The organism is Gemella sp. GL1, from assembly GCF_013415365.1.
Taxonomy (GTDB): Bacteria; Bacillota; Bacilli; order Staphylococcales; family Gemellaceae; genus Gemelliphila.
In genome coordinates, this window is the sequence record NZ_JACBYB010000009.1 from 15,524 (window position 1) to 30,890 (window position 15,367).

General features: G+C 29.9%; 15 protein-coding genes and 1 tRNA gene. 4 read left to right on the forward strand and 12 right to left on the reverse strand.

The window, feature by feature from the left end; all coding sequences use genetic code 11:
* Positions 1-66: 66 nt before the first annotated feature.
* The 3 genes from HZY82_RS01190 to HZY82_RS01200 all read right to left on the reverse strand — a co-directional run bounded on the left by HZY82_RS01190 (position 67) and on the right by HZY82_RS01200 (position 3,528).
* Positions 67-1,761: a proline--tRNA ligase gene (locus HZY82_RS01190; protein WP_179938441.1), complete on the reverse strand. Its 1,695-nt coding sequence runs from the start codon at positions 1,759-1,761 to the stop codon at positions 67-69.
* 98 nt (positions 1,762-1,859) lie between these two features.
* Positions 1,860-2,741 (reverse strand): UTP--glucose-1-phosphate uridylyltransferase GalU, encoded by an 882-nt coding sequence (gene galU, locus HZY82_RS01195; RefSeq protein ID WP_135156512.1) that lies wholly within the window; start codon positions 2,739-2,741, stop codon positions 1,860-1,862.
* A 91-nt stretch (positions 2,742-2,832) separates the two neighbouring features.
* Positions 2,833-3,528, reverse strand: a complete 696-nt coding sequence (locus HZY82_RS01200; protein WP_179938443.1) for a M48 family metallopeptidase — start codon at positions 3,526-3,528, stop codon at positions 2,833-2,835.
* 105 nt (positions 3,529-3,633) lie between these two features.
* Between HZY82_RS01200 and HZY82_RS01205 the strand changes: the two genes are divergently transcribed.
* On the forward strand, positions 3,634-4,788 hold the full coding sequence (locus HZY82_RS01205; RefSeq protein ID WP_179938445.1) for an iron-containing alcohol dehydrogenase: 1,155 nt from the start codon (positions 3,634-3,636) through the stop codon (positions 4,786-4,788).
* Positions 4,789-4,834: 46 nt separating this feature from the next.
* Here HZY82_RS01205 and HZY82_RS01210 read toward each other — a convergent pair whose 3' ends face one another.
* Complete coding sequence (locus tag HZY82_RS01210) at positions 4,835-5,707, reverse strand: YitT family protein (RefSeq protein WP_135156507.1); 873 nt, start codon at positions 5,705-5,707, stop codon at positions 4,835-4,837.
* 341 nt (positions 5,708-6,048) lie between these two features.
* Between HZY82_RS01210 and pssA the strand changes: the two genes are divergently transcribed.
* On the forward strand, positions 6,049-6,570 hold the full coding sequence (pssA, locus tag HZY82_RS01215) for a CDP-diacylglycerol--serine O-phosphatidyltransferase (protein WP_135156505.1): 522 nt from the start codon (positions 6,049-6,051) through the stop codon (positions 6,568-6,570).
* 30 nt (positions 6,571-6,600) lie between these two features.
* Here pssA and HZY82_RS01220 read toward each other — a convergent pair whose 3' ends face one another.
* The 8 genes from HZY82_RS01220 to HZY82_RS01255 all read right to left on the reverse strand — a co-directional run bounded on the left by HZY82_RS01220 (position 6,601) and on the right by HZY82_RS01255 (position 12,882).
* Entirely contained in the window at positions 6,601-7,335 is a 735-nt protein-coding gene (locus tag HZY82_RS01220) for a GTP pyrophosphokinase (RefSeq protein WP_135156503.1), read from the reverse strand.
* A gap of 10 nt (positions 7,336-7,345) precedes the next feature.
* Positions 7,346-9,151 carry a hypothetical protein gene (locus HZY82_RS01225; RefSeq protein ID WP_135156501.1) on the reverse strand — a complete coding sequence of 602 codons (1,806 nt, stop codon included), beginning with the start codon at positions 9,149-9,151 and terminating at the stop codon, positions 7,346-7,348.
* Between the two features lie 103 nt (positions 9,152-9,254).
* Complete coding sequence (locus tag HZY82_RS01230) at positions 9,255-9,710, reverse strand: DUF4064 domain-containing protein (protein ID WP_135156499.1); 456 nt, start codon at positions 9,708-9,710, stop codon at positions 9,255-9,257.
* A 3-nt stretch (positions 9,711-9,713) separates the two neighbouring features.
* Complete coding sequence (locus tag HZY82_RS01235) at positions 9,714-10,268, reverse strand: NUDIX hydrolase (RefSeq protein ID WP_179938447.1); 555 nt, start codon at positions 10,266-10,268, stop codon at positions 9,714-9,716.
* Between the two features lie 10 nt (positions 10,269-10,278).
* Complete coding sequence (gene rnz / locus HZY82_RS01240) at positions 10,279-11,202, reverse strand: ribonuclease Z (protein ID WP_135156497.1); 924 nt, start codon at positions 11,200-11,202, stop codon at positions 10,279-10,281.
* A 28-nt stretch (positions 11,203-11,230) separates the two neighbouring features.
* Positions 11,231-12,109, reverse strand: a complete 879-nt coding sequence (locus HZY82_RS01245; protein ID WP_135156495.1) for a CvfB family protein — start codon at positions 12,107-12,109, stop codon at positions 11,231-11,233.
* 98 nt (positions 12,110-12,207) lie between these two features.
* Positions 12,208-12,603 carry a transcriptional regulator SpxA gene (spxA, locus tag HZY82_RS01250; protein WP_179938449.1) on the reverse strand — a complete coding sequence of 132 codons (396 nt, stop codon included), beginning with the start codon at positions 12,601-12,603 and terminating at the stop codon, positions 12,208-12,210.
* Between the two features lie 196 nt (positions 12,604-12,799).
* Positions 12,800-12,882: transfer RNA gene (locus HZY82_RS01255), tRNA-Leu, on the reverse strand.
* Between the two features lie 141 nt (positions 12,883-13,023).
* Here HZY82_RS01255 and HZY82_RS01260 point away from each other — a divergent pair.
* Together HZY82_RS01260 and HZY82_RS01265 are read left to right on the forward strand one after the other, a co-directional pair.
* On the forward strand, positions 13,024-14,088 hold the full coding sequence (locus tag HZY82_RS01260; RefSeq protein WP_135156490.1) for an MGDG synthase family glycosyltransferase: 1,065 nt from the start codon (positions 13,024-13,026) through the stop codon (positions 14,086-14,088).
* On the forward strand, positions 14,078-15,106 hold the full coding sequence (locus tag HZY82_RS01265; RefSeq protein ID WP_135156489.1) for a lysylphosphatidylglycerol synthase transmembrane domain-containing protein: 1,029 nt from the start codon (positions 14,078-14,080) through the stop codon (positions 15,104-15,106). The genes HZY82_RS01260 and HZY82_RS01265 overlap by 11 nt, the downstream gene beginning before the upstream one ends.
* The last annotated feature ends 261 nt before the right edge of the window (positions 15,107-15,367 follow it).

The window sequence follows — 15,367 nt, forward strand, 5'->3', positions numbered from 1 at the left end:
AAGTATCTCCTTACTAGATATAAATTCATTAAATAAACTCACGTACTAGCCGTGAGTCATACATTTTTATTTGTAGAATTCTTTTACTAAGTCTATAACTTGGCTACTTGCATACTCTACTTTTTCATTATTTTCTCTTACTTTTATTTCTACAATATCTTCAGATGTCTTTTTACCAACCACAACTTGAAGCGGAATTCCTATTAAATCAGCATCATTAAATTTAACTCCTGCTCGCTCCGGTCTGTCATCAAATAGTACTTCAATCTTGCTAGCTTTTAACTCTTCATATAATTTTTCTGCTAAAGCTACTTGATCTGCTTTCTTAACATCTACACATAGTAAGTGCACTTGGTATGGTGCCACTGATTTAGGCCAAATAATACCTTTATCGTCATTATGTTGTTCAATAATTGCTGATAGTAGACGTGACACCCCTATTCCATAACATCCCATATAGAAATATTGGGCTTTACCATTAGAGTCTAAGAATTTGATATCCATAGATTCCGAGTAAGCTCTACCAAGCTCAAACACTTGCCCTACTTCTATACCTTTAGCAAATTTAACTGGTCCCGATAAGTCTTCAGCTAAATCACCTTCTTCAATCATTCTTAAATCATAATAAGCATCAACTTCATAATCTCCTGTATTTATGTTAGCATAATGGTAACCCAGCTTATTAGCCCCAGCTGTATAGTTATACATGTATTTAACTGCTGTATCTGCTACTACTTTACAGTTCTTAATTTCTAATGGTCCCATGTATCCAGCAACTCCACCCATATAGTCAATTTCTTCTTCACTTGCCATTTCAATTTCAGAAGTTCCTGTTGCTTTCATAAATTTAATATCATTCAGTTGGTCGTTACCACGCATTAATACTAGATATAATTCTCCATCTGCTTTAAGAGCTAAAGCTTTCAAACAACGATTAACTTCTAATCCGAAGAATTCTGCAACTGCATCAATAGTTCCTGTATTCGGTGTTTCTACCAATTCTTTCTCTTTCTTCTCAAATTCTACTAATGAGTAGTTCTCTTCCGGAACTTTTGCTGTTTCTATGTTAGCTGCATAATCAGAATTATCAGTGTAAACAATAGTATCTTCACCAACTTCTGCTAATGCTTGAAATTCATGAGTATAAGATCCTCCAATATTACCTGAATCTGCTTGAACAGCCCTATATTTAAGATCCATTCTATCAAAAATTCTTGAGTAGGCATTGTAATAAGTCTTATAAGCTTCTCTTAATGATTCCGAAGTGTCGTGGAATGAGTAAGCATCTTTCATAATAAATTCTTTACAGCGCAATAAACCTAAACGGGGACGTACTTCATCACGGAATTTAGTTTGTATTTGGTATAAAGATAGTGGTAATTGCTTATATGAAGTTACCATGTTGGCAACTGTTTGACAGATTAACTCCTCAGCAGTAGGCTGTAAGGCGTAAGCTCCTCCCTTTCTATCTTTGATACGCATCAATTCATCACCCATTTTATTCCAACGTCCTGATTGCTCCCAGTATTCCTGAGCTTGAAGAATAGGTAATGTCAACTCTGCTGCATCTATGGCTTCATGTTCTTCTCTAATTATTTTTTTAATTTTTTCTATTACTCTATTAGCTAGTGGCAAGTAAGTGTAAACACCTGCTGATACTTGCTTAACCATACCAGCTTTTACAAGAAGCTTATGACTGATAGCCTCAGCACTTGCTGGTACTTCCCTAGTTGTTGGGATAAAAGTCTTTCTTTGTCTCATATATGTAAAACCTCTTAATTTTTTTAATACTTAATTATACCATACATCTTAGAAAAATTATATAAAAACAAAAAATAGGAGGTTTCCCTCCTGATCAATTATTTTTCGTTTTCATCAATTTTTTCTTTCATGTAAGCCAAAATATCATCTCTTAATTCTGATTTTAAAGCAAAATCAATTGTCGTTTTAATAAAACCATCTGTTTCTCCAACATCATAACGATTACCTTTAAAATCATAAGCATAAACTTTTTCTTCTTCATTTAACATTTGAATAGCATCAGTTAATTGGATTTCTCCTCCTGCACCTACATATTTTTTCTCTAAATGTTTAAAAATTCCAGGTGTCAATAAATAACGTCCTAAAATAGCCAGATTGGACGGAGCAGTCCCCGGTGCAGGTTTTTCTACAAATCTAGTAACCTCATATAATCTATCGTCTTGTGATGCAGGATCAATAATACCGTAACGATGTGTTGCATTATCAGCAACAGTTTGAACACCGATTACTGAAGAATTTGTCTTTTCATATTGATCTACCAACTGTTTAGTTGCCGGATCGCCTAGTTCATTTACTACTATATCATCCCCTAATAATACTACAAATGGCTCATCTCCAATAAATGATTTAGCTGTCAAAATAGCATCTCCTAGTCCAGCCATTTCTTTTTGACGGACATAATGAATATTCGCTAATTCTGATGGTTGCTTAACTTTTTCTAGTAAATTAAATTTTTCCTTTTTATTTAGTTCATACTCCAATTCAAAGTTTTTATCAAAATGATCTTCGATAGCACGTTTTTGCTTCCCAGTCACAATAATAATATCTTCAATTCCTGCTGCAACAGCCTCTTCTACTATATATTGTAAAGTAGGTTTGTTGATAATTGGTAACATTTCTTTCGGTATAGCCTTTGTTGCTGGTAAGAATCTAGTTCCGTATCCAGCTGCTGGTATAATGGCTTTTCTTACTTTTTTCATTATAAAATTTCTCCTAAATTAAAATTTAATTATAAATTAATTACTCACAAATTATTTTATATTATATTCCAAATTTTGTCAAATTTATTCTTTATTTTTCATTATAAGGGCTTGAATGTAATCGTTTTTCGATATTTCTCCAATTTGGATAATAATCGTCCATTAAATCATAAAATCTTTTCGTATGATTCCTTTCCAAAAGATGTACAAGTTCATGGTAGAAGACAGCCTCCAAACAAGCAGGATCTTTTTTAGCAAGTTGCAAATTAAGTGTAATTATTTTCTTGTTAATATTACAAGTTCCCCACCTAGAAATCATATCACGAATTCTATACTTTGCTACCTTAACACCTAGCTCACTTTCTGCATTACCTCTGCAAGAATCAATCATTATTTCAATTTCATTTTTATAAAATTTGTCTAGTAATTTCTTTATATATTCTCTATCAAAAGATTTACTATAAACCACTAACTCACTATCTAACACAATCTTATTATAATTCGCTGAAATAAGTTTTAATCTATATGCCTTCCCCCAAACATAATGAATTTCATTATCAAGATATTTTAAATTATATTCCTTATTTCTAGCCTCACTATCTTTCAACATTTCTTTTATTTTTTCAATATTTGTTAAAGAAAAATTTAATATTTCCCTATAAGTAACATGTGTAGGGGAAGTACCTACCACCCTAGATCGCTTATCTACCCTAACAATAATCCTCTTACTATTTCTTTTTCTAATTATATGTATGTCAATATCCCCATTCAATTTTACAACTTTCATTTATAGATTCCTTTCTCTAATTCAATTAAAAAAAGATTTAATTGAATTCTCTAATAATATATGATAGAATTTTTAAAAAATAAATATCAATAAGGAGATTTTACCATGAATAACTTTGTTTTTCATAATCCTACAAAATTAATTTTTGGTAAAGACCAAATAAAAAACCTGTCATCGGAAATTGCAGCTAAAAATGCTAAAAATATATTACTAGTTTACGGTGGTGGTTCTATCAAAAAAAACGGCCTTTATAAAAAAATTATAGATGAACTAAAAGATTTTAAAATTTTTGAACTTGACGGAGTTGAGCCTAATCCACGTGTTACTACTGCTCAAAAAGGTGCTGACTTAATCAAAAGAAATAATATAGATTTCGTTCTAGCCGTAGGTGGTGGCTCTGTTATTGACTGCGCAAAACTAATCGTTGTTGCTGCACACTATGATGGACCTGCTTGGGATATAGTTATAGGTAAACATATACCCACTAAAGCTACTCCTTTTGGAACAATTCTTACTATCGCAGCAACAGGATCAGAAATGAACTCAGGATCAGTTATAACGAACCTAGAAAGCCAACAAAAAATTGGATGGGGATCAAGTCTGGTTTATCCAACTTTCTCTATATTAGATCCTGTGTATACATATACACTACCTAAAAATCAAACAGTTAATGGTATTGTTGATATGATGAGCCACATTATAGAACAATACTTCAACGAAGCTGATAACTCTGATGTCCACGATGCTATGATGGAGGGTCTTTTAAGACAAATAATACACTATGGCCCAATTGTATTAGAAAATCCAGAAGACTATACAGCACGTGCCAATATTATGATGTCTGGAACAATAGCTCTAAATGGACAGATGAGATGGGGCTATATAGGAGACTGGGCAAGTCATGGGTTAGAACACGCACTTTCTGCCGTATTCGATATTGCTCATGCTGAAGGATTAGCAATTATCATGCCTAACTGGATGAAATACATAATGCCTAAACACTCAGCAAAATTCAAAAAATTCGCTGTAAATGTATTTGATGTAAAAGTTGAAGAAAAGACTGATGAAACCATAGCTTTAGAAGGTATTAATAAACTACAAAATTTCTGGAAATCAATCGGTGCTCCAATCACATTAGCAGAAAAAAATATTAAAGAATCCGATATTAAAACAATACTACAAGCTATTCACAAAGAGTTAGGAAGAATGGAAATTCTTACTATAGAAGATTGTGAAAAAATTTATAAATTATCACTATAATAAATAAGCCACAACTTAAAAAATTAGTTGTGACTTATTTTTTACACTATCTTCCTTTAGGTTTGAATGAGAAACCCTCTCCCATAATATCTTGAACATTGTTTATTGTAACAAATGCTTCCTTGTCTATTTTGTAAATAATCTCTTTTATAGCCTTAATTTCCTTAACAGATACTACACAATAACCTATATTTATACCCTTTCTTGAATAAGATCCTTCTCCTTTTAGAAAAGTCATCCCTCTCTCCATGTTAGAAGATATTTCCTGAGAAATTTCTTCAATATTAGGAGAAATAATCATAACAGCTTTTCCAGGTAAACCTCCTTCTAGTAAATGATCCAATATTTTAGCTAAAATATATATATATATTAAAGTATATAAGATTGGTGGAAATTCTCTTACTACTAACAATGTTCCAAGTATAATAATAGCATCTAAAATATATATAACCTTTCCTATGGGTATATTATAATATTTATTAATTATAATAGCTAAAATATCTATTCCTCCAGTCGATCCACCATTCAAAAATACAATAGCAAGACCTGCCCCTGCCACAATACCTCCAAATAAAGCCGCTAGAAGTCTATCTCCCCCTAGATCAATAATAATTTGATATTGCTCAAAAAATCCTATCCATAAGGTAAGCATAACAATTCCATACAAAGTAAATAACATTGTCTTCTTATCAATTAATTTATAACCTAAAATAAATAAGGGAATATTAACTAACAATGTTCCTATTGAAGTCTGCAATCCAGTTATATAATAAATTAATAAAGCTATCCCTGTTCCTCCCCCCTCAGCCATCCTACTTGGTATAATAAAATGAGTGAAGGCGAAAGCATAAATAGCAGATCCCAATGAAATCAAAAGTAACTTTTTTATAAATTCCTTATAATTAATCTTCTTTAACATATACCTTCCTCCAACTTACAATTAATATATATTATAACAATTTATCTTATTAAAAACAATAAGAGCTTATTTCTAATGTGATATTATTACAAACACCTCCATTTTTTATTAACATTTATACCTTGCTTACATTAAAATAAAAAACAAGGAATAATTTTAATAAGCATATGTAGTCCCTAACCTTTTAAAATGATTAATTTTTGTGAGCGCGTATACATAGCTATAATCTCTATATTACAATTAGTTCAGAACTAGAATTTACAAAATTATCTTAATGAATTCCTTAGACATTAGAAAAAATTTGTACTATAATATAACTAACTAACTTAAGGAGTTATAGTATGAATAAAGAGTGGATCCCCAATTCTTTGACTATGAGCAATGGAATTTTTGGGTTTTTATCTATAATTATGACATCAAATAAATTATTTGATTCCGCCATTGTTTTCATTATTTTATCAGTTACTGCCGATAGATACGATGGAATTGTCGCAAGAAAATTAGGCGTTGAATCAGAAATAGGAAAACAACTAGATTCTCTATGTGATTTAATTTCATTTGGAATTGCACCAGCATTTTTAGTATATTCTAAAGCTCAAACGGCAAATTATAGTTTTCTTCTTCTAATGCTTATAGCTTTAGTTGCCGCTATCTACGTATCTTGCGGAGCATATAGACTAGGAAGATTCAATATCACAAGTATGGAGAATGGATTTTTTTCAGGAGTTCCAATTACAGCAGCTGGTTGCCTTCTAGCATTCCTGTCAATTAGTTATTTTTCAGTAAATACACTCATACTTACCGCTATTATGATTATTTTATCCTACCTAATGGTAAGTAAAGTAAAAATCAAAAAGATGTAAATTAAAAAGACGGGTATTAATCCCGTCTTTTTAATTTAATGAAATATCTAATTTTTTAAGTTTTTCCACAAAAATTTCTTCCTCAGATTTTTTTAGCGTAATCCCTTCTATAGAACGTCTTATTTCTTGCATCTCTTTATCAGTTTTAGCAATATTTTCAGCACATTCTTTAAGTCTAGCGGAAATTTCAGTAAATGACTCCAAGTTAGATTTTTTATATTTCATTTGATGTTCTAAACTAGCCCAGAAATCCATAGCAATAGTTCTAATTTGAACCTCAACCTTTACTTTCCTAATTTCTTCAGCAAAGAAAACTGGGATTCTAACTATTAGATGCAGACTCCTATATCCATTTTCCTTAGGATTTGCAATGTAATCTTTCTTTTTAAGCAATTCTACATCATTCTGAGAGGTAAAAGCATCTGCAATTTTATAAATATCATCTATATAATTACAAATTATTCTTACCCCTGCGATATCTTCAATATGTTCCTCTATAGTTGCCACATCTGTACTAAGACCACGTCTATTTACCTTTTCCATTAAAGAAGAATTACTCTTTAACCTAGTGTTTACCGATGCAATAGGATTTCTTTTATGCCTAATCTTAAATTCCGAGTTTAAAATATCAAACTTAGTTTTTATTTCTCTAATCGCACAATCGTAAGCAAGCATCATTTCTTTATATTCTAATACTGTATCAATTACCGTCATAAAATAATTAGCTGCTTTATCTTTTAATACCTGATCTAAATAATTTTCCATATTATACTCCTTAGCGTAAATAATTTAGAGGACCCAAAGCATCTTCTAAAGTACTATTATAATTTTTATCAAATTCTAACGATAATAAATTACTATCATCATTACTAATTAATGAATTATCTAGTGAAAGCTCTCCCTTATAGAGACTAAAGTGAGACTTAATATTAAGATCTCTATATCCTACTATATTATAAAAATCCTGTTGTGAAAATTTCTCCCCCGCAGCCACTAATTTCACAGCACCACTCTCATTCCTAATCATGACTGCATGATCAGCAGTTAAATGAGAAAATTGGAAATGTGCATTAGGAAGCATAAGCAATTTCTTATTTCCAATGCTATTCTTAATTAAAGTTCCCTCTTTAACATTAAAAACATTATCAGAATTTGTTAACAAAACATTCCCTAAACCATTGGATGTAAGTCTTACCTTATAATTCTCAAGATATTTAGCTTTAAAAACTAAATTTTGATCCTTAGTAGCTACAACATGGGGTAAATCTACTGTCTTTATTACTGAATCTTTTTCTTTAAGTATTGTCTTATTTTTTATTTGATATTTATATTCTCTATTTGCCGTCCAACCGACAAATTCTTTATTGGAACCTTGACTGGTTGGTAAGTTAATAGTATCTATTCTATTACCTGCAAGAACTTCTTGACCATCTGATAAAAATTTATCTATTCCCTCACCGGTAAATTTAACATTTACCCAGGAACCTTCTTTCTTTTTAAAATATATTTCTAAAAGCGTTTCTTCTTGAAGAAATTGCCCAGGATCTACCTCTTTTTTATTAATCCTAAACTGTAGTTCATAGCCATCGTTTGGTTTTATCTTACTTCTTAATTCACTAAGCAATCCTGATAAAGGCATATTAGCTTGCCACTCTATATCATAGTTCTCCAAAGATTCATCAATCTTACCAAAGCGCTTATTATAATTATCCTGCCTAACCATTACCTTATACTTTTTCGGCTCATACTTAGGAATAACAGTAATACTATCTTCAACTACCATATTTTCGAGTTCTTCTCTACTAATATTCTTAACTAATTTGCTACTAGCATTATTTATAATATCATAGGAAACTGTGTCATAATCATTTCTATCATATCTAGCTAAATTAACATCTATTTTCTCTCCTGTTTTAAACTCATAATCATCTAATTTATCATTATAGGTTTTAAAAATTATTTTTGTATTATATATTCCCTTTATATTCAAATCACTAGTAATAATACCATTATAAGTAGCCAGATTATTTCCATTAACATCATAGTGAGAGAAACTATAATTTTCCTTAGGACTAGGTAATTTATTAAGAATAGCTTGATTATTTAATCTAAAGTCTTCAAAAGAAGAATATGTTTTTACATCTATTTCTCGTTTAACTTTATCAATTTCTTGTGGATAAATAAGATTTACCTTATTCCACAAATCACTTCTTTTAGCGAGTTGAATACTAATTTCTTTAGCAGTCTTATCTAATCTTAGCTTACCATCTTCTAAAGCAATACTTTTACCATCAACCCGGATTTTGGCATTATCATAACTATAAAACCTATCAACTGTATACTTTTTTAAATTAGCATAATCTAACACAACTTGACTTCCATTAGAATCTACTTCACTGTTCACTTGTCCACTATAAACCACCTTATTATCTTCCTTAATGGTAAGCCTACTTCTAAATTCTTCTTTTGTGTGAGAAACTGTAGCGCTAGCTTGTTCATTAGCAAAAATTTGCCTGTGATTAGAACTTAATGAAAGAAACATAGATAAACATAGACTTATTAAAATAAATCTTTTTTTCATTAACAGTTCCTCCTTTTATAATCTAAATTACTATTATTATAATATTTATAAAATATAAGGTCAATAATTAACATTATCTTGTCCTAAAACAAAAAGATAGGTCTTACAACCTATCTCCTTTAATCCTAGAGGATCTTTCTATAATTATTTTCATACCTACAAAGAAATATATTAAACATGTAATAAATAATATACCCAAACTAAAAACTGTTAAAAATATGGACCAAACTAGTAAAATAGATCCAAATATATAATGATTACTTAATTTTAATTGTCCCAAAATAACCAGTATAAATAACAATAAAAACACAGCCAAATAAACATAAGCTAATTGTCCCATTATTTCTAAAACATAGGATAAATCTTTACTAGATATATTAGCAGAATCCATTGTAAGCTGAGTTTGCTGCCTAATCTGATCAACCATCTTAGCACTTAAATAATCCTTACTCGCATATTCCTTAAAGTCTTTTATCCAAATAAGTACAAAAGCAATATATAAAACAAAAACAATATTAGCTATCAATAATAGAAACTTTTCACTCTTTTTTAATTCCATATTCTATGCTCTTCTCTTATTTCTAAGCCATCCTAAAGCTAACAAAGTTTTACTATCAGTTATTACATTGTCATCTATTAATTTAAAAGCATCTTCTAATTTGTACTTCCTAACATTAATAAACTCATCTTCATCTAAAGAAAGTTCTCCCTTATCTTTATCAGATAAGTTTTCTACAGCAAATAAAGTAATGAGTTCAGAAGAATAACCTATTGCTAGGTGAGTATCATATATTTTAATTACATCCTCTTCTTTAGCAAGATAACCTGTTTCTTCCTTTAGTTCTCTTATTGCACAAGTAATTCTTTCCTCATCAGGATCGAGTTTTCCTGCAGGAATTTCCAGTGTCATTTGCTCTACAGCCTTACGATATTGTTCAACTAGTAAAACCTCATCCTTATCTGTAACTGCTAATATAGCAACAGCTCCCTTATGATAAATCAATTCCCTAACAGATTGCTCTCCATTAGTAAGTTCTACATTATGCACTTCTAACTTTAAAACTTTACCATCAAAAATAACTTTTTTATTTATAGTTTTCTCTTCAAAATTCAGCATAAAAATCTCCTTAAATATTAAATTCTTTTAAATCACTAACTATATACATATTCTTCTCATCAAGTTCTTCCTGTAATTCTTTTAAAAAATCATACATATATCTAGAACTTATATGAGTTAAGTAAATTTGATCAAATCTATTATATTTTCTAAATTCATAAATATCTTCGATTGACATATGCTTATGCTTTAAAGCAAGATCCTTATCAAGAGCAGATAAGTAAGTTGATTCCGTAACCAAAATATCCGTTCCAGATAAAAAATCATTTAATCTATCAAAGTAAGCCGTATCAGATAAAATTGTTATAACTTTACCTTTAGAATCCGGTGTCATAAAATCGCTAGAATTATAAAATTTACCAGCAAACTCAAAAGTTTCATGTTGCTTAATTTCTCTATATATAAGCCCTGGCGTAATACCTAAATCTTTAAGTTTATCTACCAACAAATTTCCTTTTTTTCTCTCAAAAGAAATCTTAAAAGCATAGGACTCAATAGTATGGTCTAAGAGAAAAGTTTCAACTTTTACCTTATCATCCTCATAAATCACTTGCTGTTGCTGAGAATCAAATTCAACATAGTCAATATCATAAGAAAGATATGCTTTTATCATTCTAAGATTAGACTCCACATACTCCTTAATTCCTACTGGTCCAAAAATTTGCAAATTAGATCCATCTTCTCTAAGCAAAAATGTTCTAGATGTTAAAAAACCAATAAGCCCTAAAATATGATCACCATGCATATGACTAATAAATATTTTTTTTATCTTTCCTGGTCTTATAGTCGTATTCATAATCTGGTGCTGACTAGCTTCACCACAATCGAACATCCAACATTCCTTAAGCTCTTGCATAAAGTTGAAAACCATAGACTGTGTGTGTCTATTCTTAGAGGGTAAACCTGCACCAGTCCCTAAAAATGTAAGTCTCATTTCCCAAACAAATAGCTAGTAATTTTTACTATCTACCCTTTCTTTTATATAATCCATCTTCCTCAATAGTTATTTTTTTATTTTTAAATAATCTACCTGCAGCTTTCTTAAAACTTCCCTTGCTCATACCGAAAACTGCCTTGATATCTTCTGGTTTAGATTTATCACTATATTCACAATAGCCATTATTATTTTCAATGTAATCAAGAATTGCTTGGCTATCATCGTCAATTCTTTCATGGGCACGAGGTAAGAAAGAAGCATTCATAGATCCATCATCCTTAATTCCAATAATCCTAACAGATACTTCTTGACCTAATCTAGGCTCTTTTTTACGCTCAGATTCATGAACAAATATCTTATAACCCTCTTTAGAAAGTAAAAATGTCCCTACTTTCATAAGTCTATAAGGATAAGCCACTATTTCTGTATTAAATAGAGATTTTTCTCCTTTAGAATACATAGATTCTACAATTGTTTCCGTAGCCAATCTAGCAAATAATTGCCCAGAATAATCACGTCTTAAAGTAACAAATAACTCATCTCCTTCGACTGGCCATACTGATCTAAGCTTTGGTAAATCTTCTGCAACAAGTAAAATTTCTCTTGAAATACCAATATCTAATCCAGCTCCCTCATCAGTAACCTTTACAACTTTAGCAAAGCCATAAGTTCCGACCATAACTTCTGGTAAATAAGGTGATGCGAACAATTTTCCCGATCTAGACGGGTAAATAAACATCGAATACTCCTCACCTAGCTCATAATTATCTATTGATTCGACATCAGATTCATTACAAACTACACCCTGACCATCTTCCGTCTCAAATAGTAAAGAAGACGTATTCTTCTCAATAAGTTTTATAAAGTGGGCTTCCCCAGTTAAAAATTTATTTTCTTTTTCCATAAAAATCCTCCCTTATTTTTAATAATCACATAAAGAAAAGGTTGATACAAACATCAACCTCTAAAAATTGTACTAAAGCAGTATGTAAGTATCACTACTTAATAACCTTCTTTAATTTGTCTTAATTGATTCTCCCTAACTTCTTTAGGTAAAAATCTCCTTATTTCATCAACATTATACCCTACCTGCAATCTTTTCTCATCAACTAGAATAGGTCTCCTAAGCATTCCAGGATTATCTTGTATTATTTTATACAATTCATTCATAGATAAAGAATCAATATCTATATCTAATTTTTGAAAAGTTTTAGATCTGAAGGATATGATATCTTCAGTTCCCTCTTCTGTTATAGATAGAATATTACGTATTTCTTCAATAGTAAGTGGTTCAGAAAAAATATTTCTTTCTTTAAATTCTATATTATTCTCCACTAGCCATGCTTTTGCTTTTCTACAAGACGTGCAACTAGGGGATGTAAATAACGTAACTACCACTAGCAATCACACTCCCTATATAAACAAATATATTATCTTATACTATTCCTCATTATACTACACTCTAAAGTTTTTGGCAATACAGTATTTTAAAAATATGTCTAATATTTATAGTAAATTTTAATAATATTTGGAATATATATTTCAAATTTAATGTATATTCTATAAAAAAAGACCACTAAAGTGGCCTTTGTAATACCAGTAGCCGGGGTCGAACCGGCACGAGCTAAGCTCGCTGGATTTTGAGTCCAGTGCGTCTGCCAATTCCGCCATACTGGCGAGATACTACAGTGATTATTATACCACATAAAAGAATTAAAAACAAGATGTGAATTCAATAAATTCTATTAAAATATAGCTTGTAATATATTAGAAATCACTTGACTATTATGCTATAATTTTTATCAGGATGGTGATTATATGAAAATTCTAATACTATGTGGAAAGTATGGTATGGGGCATTTTATGGCTGCCAAAGCTATAGAAGAACAATTAATGAAAGATGATGATATAGAAAAAATTAAAGTACTAGACTTTGTAGAGTACTCCTTTCCTATCAGTCATAAATTTTTATACACTTCTTTCAAATTATTAACAACAAAAATTCCAAAACTATTTGCTAAATTTTATCCAATAGTAGCAAATAATAAGTCTACCCCACTTGCATCATACACAATGTCTAAAAAATTAGATAAAATTATTAAGGAAGAAGCTTGTGATATTGTAATATCCACCTTACCCGAAATATCAAAAGCCTTTGCCCTATATAAGGAAAATTATAAAACAAAAACTAAATTGGTAACTTGTATTACTGATATATCTTATTTCTACGAGTGGGTTTGCCCTGCTAGCGATTTAGTGTTAGCTCCTATTCAAGAAGTTAAAAATTATTTAATTAACTCTGGTATTGATCAGGATAAAATTTTAGTATCTGGTATTCCTGTTAAAGAATCCTTTTATAAATTTGAAAAAATTATAACTGATAAATTCCAACTCCTTCTTATGGGTGGGGGACTTGGGAACATACCTATTGACAAAGAATTTTATAAAAAAATAGAATCTAGAGCTGATATAGAAACCACCGTATTATGTGCAAAAAATAAAAAATTATATCAATATTTAAAAAATAATCATCCAAAAATTAATTCTATAACATTTACTGATACAGTAGATGACTACTTTAGAAAAGCAGATCTATTAATCACCAAAACCGGTGGAATTACAAGTTTCGAAGCAATATTTGCAGAACTTCCTATTCTTACCTATGTTCCTTTCCTACCACAAGAAGCAAATAATGCCAAATATTTAGAAAAAATGGCTTCAGCAAAAATAATGTGGGATAATCCTAAAGATCCTTATGATTTAATAAATTCTATTATAGAAAACAATGAATTAAAAGAAATGTCAAAAAATATGAAAAAAATTAAAAATAATTTAGATACTAACTATGTAGAAAAAATTAAGGAGTTAGTACATGTTAAGTAAAGGGAAAAAATTACAGTATATTATCATATTTCTAGCCCTTATATCAATAACTTTTTATTTATTATTGAAGGATTATAGTCCTGGTCAATTATATGGGCTAATTTCCAAGCTAAATTATAGCTACTTAATTCTGGGTTCTATTCTAGCTTTTATCTACATAATATGTGAAAGTATGGCCTTTAAAATAATCTTTAAAAGACTTGGACAAAAAACAAAATTTCTACAATTAATAAAATATTCATTTATAGGTTTTTATTTTTCTGCTATAACTCCATCATCATCTGGAGGCCAACCTATGCAGATGTATTTTATGAAAAAAGATAAAATTGAGATCTCAAAATCCTCCCTATCTATCGTACTTTGTTTAATGGGCTACCAAATTGCTTTGATAATTTTAACAACAATATCCTCTATATTAAATTACAATTTATTATTAGAACAGACTGCTAAGGTAAAGTTTTTATTTATACTTGCTCTAATAAGTAACCTTATTTTACTAGGGTTCATACTAGGAGCTGTATTTTCAAAGAGATTTTTCCCTAAAATCATAGATTTTATATTCAAAAAAATAATAAATAAAATTAAATTTGTTAAAAAGAAAAAAGAAAAACGTGCTAAGGTAGATGAAGTAATAGAAGATTATCACAGATGTTCCAATCTATTCAAAAATAGCCCTAAACTTCTAACTATTATTATAGGAATTTATATACTACAGCTTACTATACGATTTTCAATTACCTATATAGTAAGCTTAGCAATGAATTTAAACTCCGCAAGCATAATAAAATTCATAACAATTCAAGCTTTAATACTATTTTGTGTGTCATCTCTTCCTATTCCAGGTGGAGTTGGAATTAGTGAATTTCTATATATAACTTTCTTCTCAATATTAGTTTCTAAGGAACTAATCAACAATGCAGCCTTAGTAAATCAAATAGTAGTCTACTATTTACCTGTTCTTCTAGGTGCTTGCATTGTAATATATGCACAATGGAAAATTGGAAAAAATAAAAGATAAAAACGAGCGTAAATTTTACTCTCGTTTTTTCTACATAAAATAGTATATGTAGTTATTTACTGATCCTATAACATACATCGGGTGTCTGTACACTATAAACTTGTTTTGGAACCATTCAAAATAACATAACTCTAAAACCACGCGTTAATTGTAAAGTTAAGTAATCCAGTTTTGGAACCATTCAAAATAACATAACTCTAAAACAATCGGCTGGCGCTGAATCGGGATAAATTAGTTTTGGAACCATTCAAAATAACATAA